This window comes from Salinibacterium sp., from assembly GCF_031364185.1.
Lineage (GTDB): Bacteria > Actinomycetota > Actinomycetes > Actinomycetales > Microbacteriaceae > Rhodoglobus.
The window spans coordinates 1-8,473 of sequence record NZ_JANLVV010000103.1 but is presented as its reverse complement, the minus strand read 5'-3'; the positions used below and the strand labels follow the sequence as shown (position 1 = coordinate 8,473).

The following is an 8,473-nucleotide window of genomic DNA, read 5'->3' as shown; positions in this document are numbered from 1 at the left end:
TGCACGCCGCGCAGAAGCTCGGTTTCGGGGCTTGGCTCAGACTTGGCGAGGGTGAATGGTACGAGCGTGCCGGCCGAGGTGTCGGTGTCGGTGCCACTGAAAGTTCCGACAATCACGGCACCGGTTGTGGGGTTGAAAGCTGGAAGTACCCGCGGATTGCTGTTGGCGTACGCGTCAGCACGCCCACTGATAACGTCACCGACGTCAGTGGCGCCCGGGGGCAAGCTGAAAGTGTAGGTGAGTGGCACGACGGTGCCCGTCGCCAGGTCGGCGACATTCGACCAGATCACCTTCGTGCGCCCACCGGAAAGAGGCACCAGTGAACTCACCGGGTAGGTGCTGGAAACGATTGATACACCCGGCGGCAGGATGTCGGTGAAGGCGAGGTTGTAGCCCTGCGGTCCTGAGGTCTGCTGGGCCGACAGCGTCACCGAAATCGCATCGCCGTACAGGGTCGATGGAGCCACGGCGCGCGTGAGTTGCACATCGGGGCTGCCGGCTGCCGCAGCAGGAACCGCGGGAACGACTATGGTGGCGGCAATCAGCGCAGCTACGACAACTGTGCGCACAGAATTTCTCACGTGAACATACCCCCAGGCGAAAAAATTGACGTGACCTGGTCAGAAGCCACACAGGAAGCGGCAGCCATCAACTCGATGGCTTGATACCACTTTTTCTAAACTACGCCATTTTCTGAACCTTAAAGAATACAAAGCTGTCTAGCCCCGGAGTTTTTCCTGCGGACGGTACGGCGTTCGCTTCCGACCCTCACGTTGGCAACCGCCGGGCACTAGCGTGTGACCATGACTGACGAAGCTCCTCAGACCGTGGGCGAAGACGACGGCCCGCGGTCCTCCCGCAGGGTCCCCGTCATGGCTAACACGGGTGCCATCGCCGCAGTGGGCCTCGACCTGCAGGGAGGCGCGCCCATCCCTCGCCGACAGGTACGCTCCTGGGCCATGTGGGACTGGGCAACGCAACCTTTCAACAGCGTGCTGCTGACCTTCGTCTTTGTGCCGCTCTACCTGATAAACACCTCATTCCTCCCGCCCGAAATCGCGTCCCTGCCTCCGGAGGATGCCGCGTTCACGGCCGGTATCGCGAACCTTTCGAGCCAATTCGGCGTCGCGGTCGCGTTGGCCGGTGTCGCCATCGCGGTACTTGCCCCCGTCCTCGGCCAACGCGCCGACGCCTCGGGGCGCCGCAAATTCTGGCTCGCCATCTGGACGGCATTGCTCGTGCTCACCATGGCATCCCTGTTTTTCGTGCAGGGCCAGCCCTCCTTCTTCGTTCTGGGGATCTCACTCATGGCGGTCGGGAGCGTATTCAGTGAGATCGCGGGCGTCAACTACAACGCCATGCTCATTCAGGTCTCCACGAAAAGCACCGTCGGTCGGGTCAGCGGGCTCGGCTGGGGATTGGGCTATATCGGCGGCATCATCGCGCTCATCCTGATCGCTGTGGCGGATCGTGGCTTCGGCTGGTTCGGTATCTCGGGTGACAACGGGCTGATTTACCGCATCATCGCGGTGGGCTGCGCTGTGTGGACTGTCATCTTTTCGCTGCCGATTTTTCTCAACGTGCCCGAGGTGCCCTCGACGGTGACGCGGGCGAGGGTTTCGTTCTTTCGGAGCTACGTGATTCTCGGCAAAGACATTGCCCGCCTCTATAAAGAAAGCAGACCCACCTTCTGGTTCCTGGTGGCCAGCGCGGTGTATCGCGACGGCCTCGCGGGCGTGTTCACGTTCGGTGCAATTCTTGCCACCGGAACGTTTCTGTTCACCTCCACTGAACTCCTCATATTCGGAATCGTCGCGAATCTGACTGCCGGGCTCAGCACCATCCTCTCGGGTCGCTTCGACGACATCTTCGGGCCACGTTCCGTCGTCATTGCCGCGCTGATCGGACTGGTCGGGGCCGGTCTCGGTGTGTTTCTCTTCCATGACTCGGGAAAAATTGCATTTTGGATCGGCGGCCTGCTCCTGACCATCTTTGTCGGGCCAGCGCAAGCCGCGTCACGGTCGCTTCTTGCCCGCGTGACGCCAGCAGGGCGCGAGAGCGAGATCTTCGGGCTATGGGCCACCACCGGCCGCGCCGCGAGCTTCATCTCTCCAGCACTGTTCGCGTTGTTCGTTGCCGTGGCGGGAGTGCAGTACTGGGGCATCCTTGGCGTCGTCCTCGTCGTCGCAGTTGGCCTCGTGCTGATGTTGCTCGTCAAGCTGCCGAAACACGTGCGCGTGCAGTAGCAGAGTGCCCCGGCGCATGCCTGTCTTGCTGTTCGACCACCGCGAGGCACATGTCCGCAACCCGCTGGACTGCACCCCACGACTGCGACAGTCTTGAGGCATGACTACCACCGCCGCGCAGGCCGAACTTCTTCGCTCCCTCCACATTCCAGGAAGCCCTCTCATCGTCACGAATGTCTGGGATGCCATCACCGCAAAGATCGTCGCGGGCGCTCCCGGAGTGAAGGCCCTGGCCACCGCAAGCCACGCCGTCAGCTTCGCGCAGGGTGTGGAAGACGGCGAGGGTCTCACCGTCGAACAGGCGCTGGCCGCCGCAACGCTGGTCATCTCCTCCGTCGACGTTCCCGTCTCGATCGACTTTGAGAAAGGCTATGCACCGGATGCCTCCGGCGTGCAGCGCAACGTCGAGCGACTGATCTCCGTGGGGGCCGCCGGCCTCAACATCGAGGACAGCATCGGCCAGGCGAAGGCCCCGCTGTTCGACCTCGATACCGCGGTGTCGCGAGTGGCTGCTGCCCGCGCCGCCGGGAACGCGACCGGAGTGCCGATCGTCATCAACGCGCGAGTCGACTCCCTCGCCGGCGGCGGAGAGTGGGATGACGCGATCACCCGCGCCAACGCCTACCTCGGCGCCGGTGCTGACTGCGTCTTCATGCTCGGACTGGGTGACGAGGCCAGAGTCGCGCGCGCCCTCGCCGAAATCAACGGCAAGGTGTCTGTGATCTCCAATCCGACTTCGGTTCCGCTTCGCACGCTGGCCGAACTGGGAGTGTCTCGCGTGAGCTTCGGCCCTGGCATCCTGGGCCTCACGCTCGCTCACCTTCGCGCCGCCACCACGCAGCTGACCGCGCTCGGGGACTACCCAGCCGAGCTCGGGTTCAGCTACTAGGCGGCACCGTGGGGGGCCTCGCGCCGAGCCCGCACGCGTGCAGCACGTCGGTCCGCGCCACACTGGGCCGCAAGATGGTCGTTCGGACGGGACATTCCCGTTGGTTACGCTCCCTGAGGCACTCCGGAGGAATAGTGTCGAAGCATGGACACCTCGCGGCCGATCGGATTCTGGCTCAAGCTCGTCGACCGAATGATCGACGAGCAGTTCGCCTCGACACTTGAGGAGCATGGCGTTACGCGGCGCCAGTGGCAACTGTTGAACGTTCTTTCGCGCGAGTCGGCGACGGTAGAGCAATTGGATGCGGCGGTGGCGCCGTTCCTGTCTGCGAACTCAGACGATCCGACCGAGAACTCTTCGGCTGAACACCTCACCGAACTCGTGGAGAGCACGTGGGTGGCCGAAACGGGAGCCCGCTATCAGCTTACGGAGCGCGGCCACCTCGCCTTCGAGCGTCTTGCAGAGGTCGTCACCACCCAGCGGACGGTCATGACAGAGGGCCTGAGACCGGATGAGTACGAAGCCACCGTTGGAGCGCTGGAACGAATGGCCCGCAACCTCGGCTGGAACGACTAGCGCGCGTGCTCACGCCTCGGGCTACGCCCCGACCCGCCACCAGATCATCAGCATGGTCACCAGGAAGCCAGTGATGAAGTTGAGCAGCAGAAATCTGCGCCAGCCACGGTTCGCAGCATCGGCCGCAGCATCCGTCACGTTCCAGAACGGTGCACATACGGCCGCATACGGGAGCACCAAGATGGCCGCCAATGGACCCGGCCACTCGGTGAAGAGCAGCAGCACGCCGCCGAGAAGGTAGGCACTCACCGCCAGGCGCACCGTCGCCTTGGCGCCGATCACCGTCGCCACCGACGAGATATCGGCCTCACGATCGGCGATGACATCCTGCACGGCACCGAACGCGTGGGAGGCGACCCCCCAGAGGAAGAATGCCCCGAGTAAGCACCACAATTGCGGGGTAAACGCCGCCCCGGCGAGCACGAGCCCGTAGACGGCCGGCGACACGAAGTGGGTGCTGGAGGTGAGCGAATCGAGGAACGGCTTCTCTTTGAAGCGCAGCCCTTTCGCCGAATAGGCGATGACCGCGAACACGCTGATCGCCAGCACCAGCACCGACTGTGGGTTGCCGACAATCGCGAGGTAAACCAGAAACGGCACGTTCGTCACGATGGCCGCGAAGATCGTCGGGCGATGCATCCCTCGATCAAGAAGTGCGCCCTCCACTCCGCCCTTGCGCGGGTTGCGGAGGTCTGACTCGTAGTCGAACACATCGTTGATGCCGTACATGGCCAGGTTGTAGGGCACCAGGAAATAGATTGTGCCAACTACGAGAGTCAGGTCGATGCGCTGGGTTGTCAGCACGTACGCGGCCGCAAACGGGAATGCCGTATTAACCCAGCTCAGAGGTCGGGATGACACGAACAGCGCCCTAAGCATGATCACTCCGCCCGCGCGCCACCCCGTGAGCCCGGGAAGGCCCGCGCGCCCGCGAGGAACCGAGCAGCGCCCACAGTGAGGGTAATCCCACCACCGCGGCGACCGCGTAGGCGAAATCTTCGAGCGGAGCGATGCCGATGAATGCCCCGCTGATCAGCGCCTCGTTGTAGGCGACCAGGCCAATGCCGATCATCACGTTATCGAAGACCGCGGTCATCACGAGCAGGATGGCGGCGGTCACCCCGATCGCTGGCCAGTGCAGCCGCTCGGGCGACTGGCGACGCACGAGCGCAGCCACACCGAGCACGATTGCGACCACACCGAGAAAAATTGCATTCAGAACCCAGTACGTCATGACGACGTCTTCGGCAGTCGAGAGGATGCCGCGCCGTACACATTCATCGTCAGGTAGCACAGTAGCGCCAGGAAGAAGATCTCCTCCAGGGGGATCTCGGGCGCCGCCTGGATCCCGGTCATGAACGATGTCTCACCCCGAAAGAAGATGCCGCTGCCTACCCCCGCCACATCCCAAGCGAAGAAAAACAACACACCGACGACGAGCACGATCGCAGCGCGACGCGCATCCCGCCAGAAAAACAGCGCGAACCGGCGGTCGAACATCACCATCCCGAACAGCGCAATGAGCAGCGCCGCCAGGTACAGAAGGGTCATCGCGTGGGTGCTGTGACGAGCGCAGGTGCCAGCGGCTCGGGCAATGGCCCCGTCGAGGTGTCTCCGCGCAGTCGCTTCACAATGAGTTCGGCGCTGATGAGGCACATGGGCAGTCCAATTCCCGGGATCGTAGACCCGCCGACGTAGTACAGCCCCTTCACCTTCTTCGAGACATTCCCGGCCCGGAAGAACGCACTCTGCTTCAGCGTGTGCGCCGGGCCGAGGGCCGTGCCCTTCCACGAGTTCAGATCGCTTTCGAAGTCTCCGGGGCCCAGGGTCCTGCGCACGGTGATCCGTGACGCGAGATCGTCGATTCCCGTCCAGACCGCTATCTGCTGGATGACGCGATCCGCGAGCACCTCAATGCGGGTGTCGCCGTCACCGTCGACGTCGCCGCGACCGATCGTCGGGTCAGCAGGAATCGGGACGAGTACGAAGAGATTCTCGAAACCCTCTGGGGCGACATCCGGATCGATACCGCTGGGCTTACAGACGTAGAGCGACGCGGGGTCGGGAATTGTCGGGTCCGCACCGAAGATGGCGTCGAAACCCTTCTCCCACTCTCGAGTGAATAGCAGGGTGTGATGCTCGAGCTGGGGCAGCGAACCCTCGACGCCCAGGTACAGCAGCAGCGCACTGGGGCCCGCCAGCTTCTTCTCCCAGTAGCGCTCGGGGTAGGTCTGCTGCTCCGGCTCAAGCAGAGCCGTCTCGGTGTGGTGCAGGTCAGCGGCCGACACCACGATATCGGCGGCGGCGAGGTGCGTCGCTCCGTCCAGGGCGTACTCGACCCCGGTGGTAACGCCGTTCTCGACCACAATCCGGGTCGCCGCCGCGCCCGTAATGATGGTCACGCCCTCGGCTTCGGCCAAATCGGCGATGCTCTGGATGACGCGAGTGAAGCCCCCCATCGGATACAGCACCCCGTCGCTGAGGTCGAGGTGGCTCATCAGGTGGTAGAGGCTCGGGGTGAGGTACGGCGACGAACCGAGGAACACGGCAGGGTAGCCGAGAACCTGCTGGAGCTTGCGACTTTTGTACTGTCGTGACACGTACGACGACAGCGGCTCGAGCAGCAGCCTCACGAACTTGCCGGCCCGCGCCAGCACATCCCTCGTGAACAGCGGACGGAAGTCGGCAAACGTCGTGTAAAGGAAGTGCTTCTTCGCGAGAGTGTAGGTCTCCTCGGCCGAGTCCAGGTAGCGATCGAGCTTTGCACCGGCACCCTTTTCGACGGATTCGAAGAGGGCGATGTTTTCTGCGCGATGCGCGAGGATATCTATCGGGGCAGTCTCGCCCTCGAAGTACACCCGGTAGCCGGGATCGAGGGTTACCAGAGTCAGCTGCTCGTCAGCGGTCGTGCCGAGAAGCCTGTAGAAGTGGTCGAAGACCTCGGGCATCAGATACCACGATGGGCCCGTGTCGAACCGGAAGCCCCCGCTCTCCCACGACCCGGCGCGACCGCCGACGGCCGGTCGAGCCTCGAGAAGGGTCACGTCATGGCCCTCCCTGGCGAGTAGGGCAGACGTCGAGAGTCCGGCGATCCCACCCCCGATGACAACAACGCGACTCACGGTTTTCCTCCTGGTTGGGTGGCGGGGGCGGCATTTGCCCCGAGTGCTGCGGCGGGGGCAGGCTTTGCCCCGAGTGCTGCGGCGAGCGCAAGGCGCGCCTTCACCGGGTTGGGCACGCGCACGCGGGTGTGGACAAGCTCGCTGGCCGGGGTGGCGCGCAAGCGCACCGAGAGCTCCGCGAACAACGACTGGGCGAGGGCCACCGCGCGGCGTGAGCTGCGAGGCAGGTCGGGCACGACGGCGGCCGAGACCGCGAGGTCAGCGTCGATGTCGGCCAGGAGGCGCAGCTTGGTGGGTTCGTCGAACGAGTCGACCGCGACATCCGGGAAATAACTGCGACCCAGGGTCTCGAAATCGGCCGAAAGATCTCGCAGAAAGTTCACCTTCTGGAAGGCCGCTCCCAGGGCGCGCGCGCCCGCCTCGAATCGTGCGCGGTCTGTCACGGTCTCGCCGAGCAGGAACGCGTGGAGGCACATCAGCCCGACCACCTCGGCCGATCCATACACGTAGCGCTCAAAACTGGCCTGGTCGTGTCGCTTCTGGCTGAGATCCATGCGCATCGACTCGAAGAAGGGGGCAGTCAGTTCACTGCCGAACGACACCTCCCGCGCGGTCAAGGCGAAGGCGTGAACCACCAGATTGGCGCTGAAGCCATGCTCCATGGCCTGCTCGGTCTCGCGCTCAAGCGCGTCGAGCACCCGGCCGGCGCCCGGCACGTCCATTCCCGCCTGCTCGGCGGCGCCATCCACGATCTCGTCGGCCACCCGCACCAGCGCGTAAATATTCTCGACATTCTGCCGGACACCCGGCCCGAGCAGTCGGGAGGCCAGCCCGAACGACGTCGAATAGCGCCGGATGACGATGCTCGCCGTCTCCTCGGCGACACGGTCGTACAGCGAAAGCCTGGCCGCGGCTTTCACCGGATGCGGTGCGCTCATTTGACCCTGCCCAGCACGGAGTCGACAACCGGATGAAGCTCGGCTCGCAGCGCCGGTGAAATGTGTGGCTCGGCCAGTCGTGCGAGCGAACGGTTCGCGTAGTACCGAGCGAGCCCCTCGGCGAACGACCGGGCACCGCAGTCAATGAGCACATCCCGAAGGCGCTGGGCCTGGGCGTCGGTGAGTTCGGGGTCGCCCAGTAGCGGAGCGACTTCCGTCCATTCGCGGGTGCTCGTCGCGTAGGCGATGAGAACGGTGCGCTTGCCTTCCCGCAGGTCACCGATCGTCGTTTTGCCGGTCTCCTCCTCGAGGCCGAAGACCCCGAGCAGGTCATCCACTATCTGATAGGCGATGCCGATCTCACGACCGAAATCGCCAAGCGTGCTGACCACATCTTCGGAGGCGCCCGCGAGGATCGCCCCGGCCTGCAGGGGGCACTCGAACGAATAGACGGCGGTCTTGTAGCGCTCCATCGTGAGGATATCGTCGACGCGGGGAACCTCGGTGGAAATCTGGAAATCGACGTCGATCAGCTCGCCGGCCGCCGAGGCGAACAACGCGTCATCCATGACCTCAAGCAACCGTGCGCGGGTCTGATCGTCTGCGCCGCTGCGGTCGATCAGGCGGTAGGAGTTGAAGAGCGCAAGGTCGCCGGCGATGACTGCTGCGGAGATGCCGCTGTGGTCAGCGACCCGCGTCGAG

The 8,473-nt window shown here is 64.1% G+C and carries 10 protein-coding genes; 3 read left to right on the top strand and 7 right to left on the bottom strand.

The window, feature by feature from the left end; translation table 11 throughout:
* A partial coding sequence (locus tag RMN95_RS04920) for a hypothetical protein (RefSeq protein WP_309615838.1) occupies positions 1-581 on the bottom strand: 581 nt, incomplete at its 3' end.
* 222 nt (positions 582-803) lie between these two features.
* Between RMN95_RS04920 and RMN95_RS04915 the strand changes: the two genes are divergently transcribed.
* The 3 genes from RMN95_RS04915 to RMN95_RS04905 all read left to right on the top strand — a co-directional run bounded on the left by RMN95_RS04915 (position 804) and on the right by RMN95_RS04905 (position 3,711).
* Positions 804-2,246, top strand: coding sequence for an MFS transporter (locus tag RMN95_RS04915; protein ID WP_309615837.1), 1,443 nt, complete (start codon positions 804-806; stop codon positions 2,244-2,246).
* A gap of 100 nt (positions 2,247-2,346) precedes the next feature.
* On the top strand, positions 2,347-3,135 hold the full coding sequence (locus RMN95_RS04910; protein ID WP_309615836.1) for an isocitrate lyase/phosphoenolpyruvate mutase family protein: 789 nt from the start codon (positions 2,347-2,349) through the stop codon (positions 3,133-3,135).
* Positions 3,136-3,279: 144 nt separating this feature from the next.
* Positions 3,280-3,711 (top strand): MarR family transcriptional regulator, encoded by a 432-nt coding sequence (locus RMN95_RS04905; RefSeq protein ID WP_309615835.1) that lies wholly within the window; start codon positions 3,280-3,282, stop codon positions 3,709-3,711.
* A 21-nt stretch (positions 3,712-3,732) separates the two neighbouring features.
* Here RMN95_RS04905 and RMN95_RS04900 read toward each other — a convergent pair whose 3' ends face one another.
* From RMN95_RS04900 to RMN95_RS04875, 6 genes are all read right to left on the bottom strand, one after another.
* Positions 3,733-4,590 carry a prenyltransferase gene (locus RMN95_RS04900; protein WP_309615834.1) on the bottom strand — a complete coding sequence of 286 codons (858 nt, stop codon included), beginning with the start codon at positions 4,588-4,590 and terminating at the stop codon, positions 3,733-3,735.
* Positions 4,583-4,945, bottom strand: coding sequence for a lycopene cyclase domain-containing protein (locus RMN95_RS04895; RefSeq protein WP_309615833.1), 363 nt, complete (start codon positions 4,943-4,945; stop codon positions 4,583-4,585). The genes RMN95_RS04900 and RMN95_RS04895 overlap by 8 nt, the downstream gene beginning before the upstream one ends.
* Positions 4,942-5,262 (bottom strand): lycopene cyclase domain-containing protein, encoded by a 321-nt coding sequence (locus RMN95_RS04890; protein ID WP_309615832.1) that lies wholly within the window; start codon positions 5,260-5,262, stop codon positions 4,942-4,944. The genes RMN95_RS04895 and RMN95_RS04890 overlap by 4 nt, the downstream gene beginning before the upstream one ends.
* On the bottom strand, positions 5,259-6,833 hold the full coding sequence (gene crtI, locus RMN95_RS04885; RefSeq protein ID WP_309615831.1) for a phytoene desaturase family protein: 1,575 nt from the start codon (positions 6,831-6,833) through the stop codon (positions 5,259-5,261). The genes RMN95_RS04890 and crtI overlap by 4 nt, the downstream gene beginning before the upstream one ends.
* The gene (locus RMN95_RS04880; RefSeq protein WP_309615830.1) at positions 6,830-7,771 is read right to left on the bottom strand and encodes a squalene/phytoene synthase family protein; all 942 of its coding nucleotides are present in this window, start codon (positions 7,769-7,771) and stop codon (positions 6,830-6,832) included. Before RMN95_RS04880 ends, crtI begins: the two co-directional genes overlap by 4 nt.
* On the bottom strand, positions 7,768-8,473 hold a 706-nt coding region (locus RMN95_RS04875), incomplete at its 5' end, for a polyprenyl synthetase family protein (RefSeq protein ID WP_309615829.1). The genes RMN95_RS04880 and RMN95_RS04875, both read right to left, overlap by 4 nt.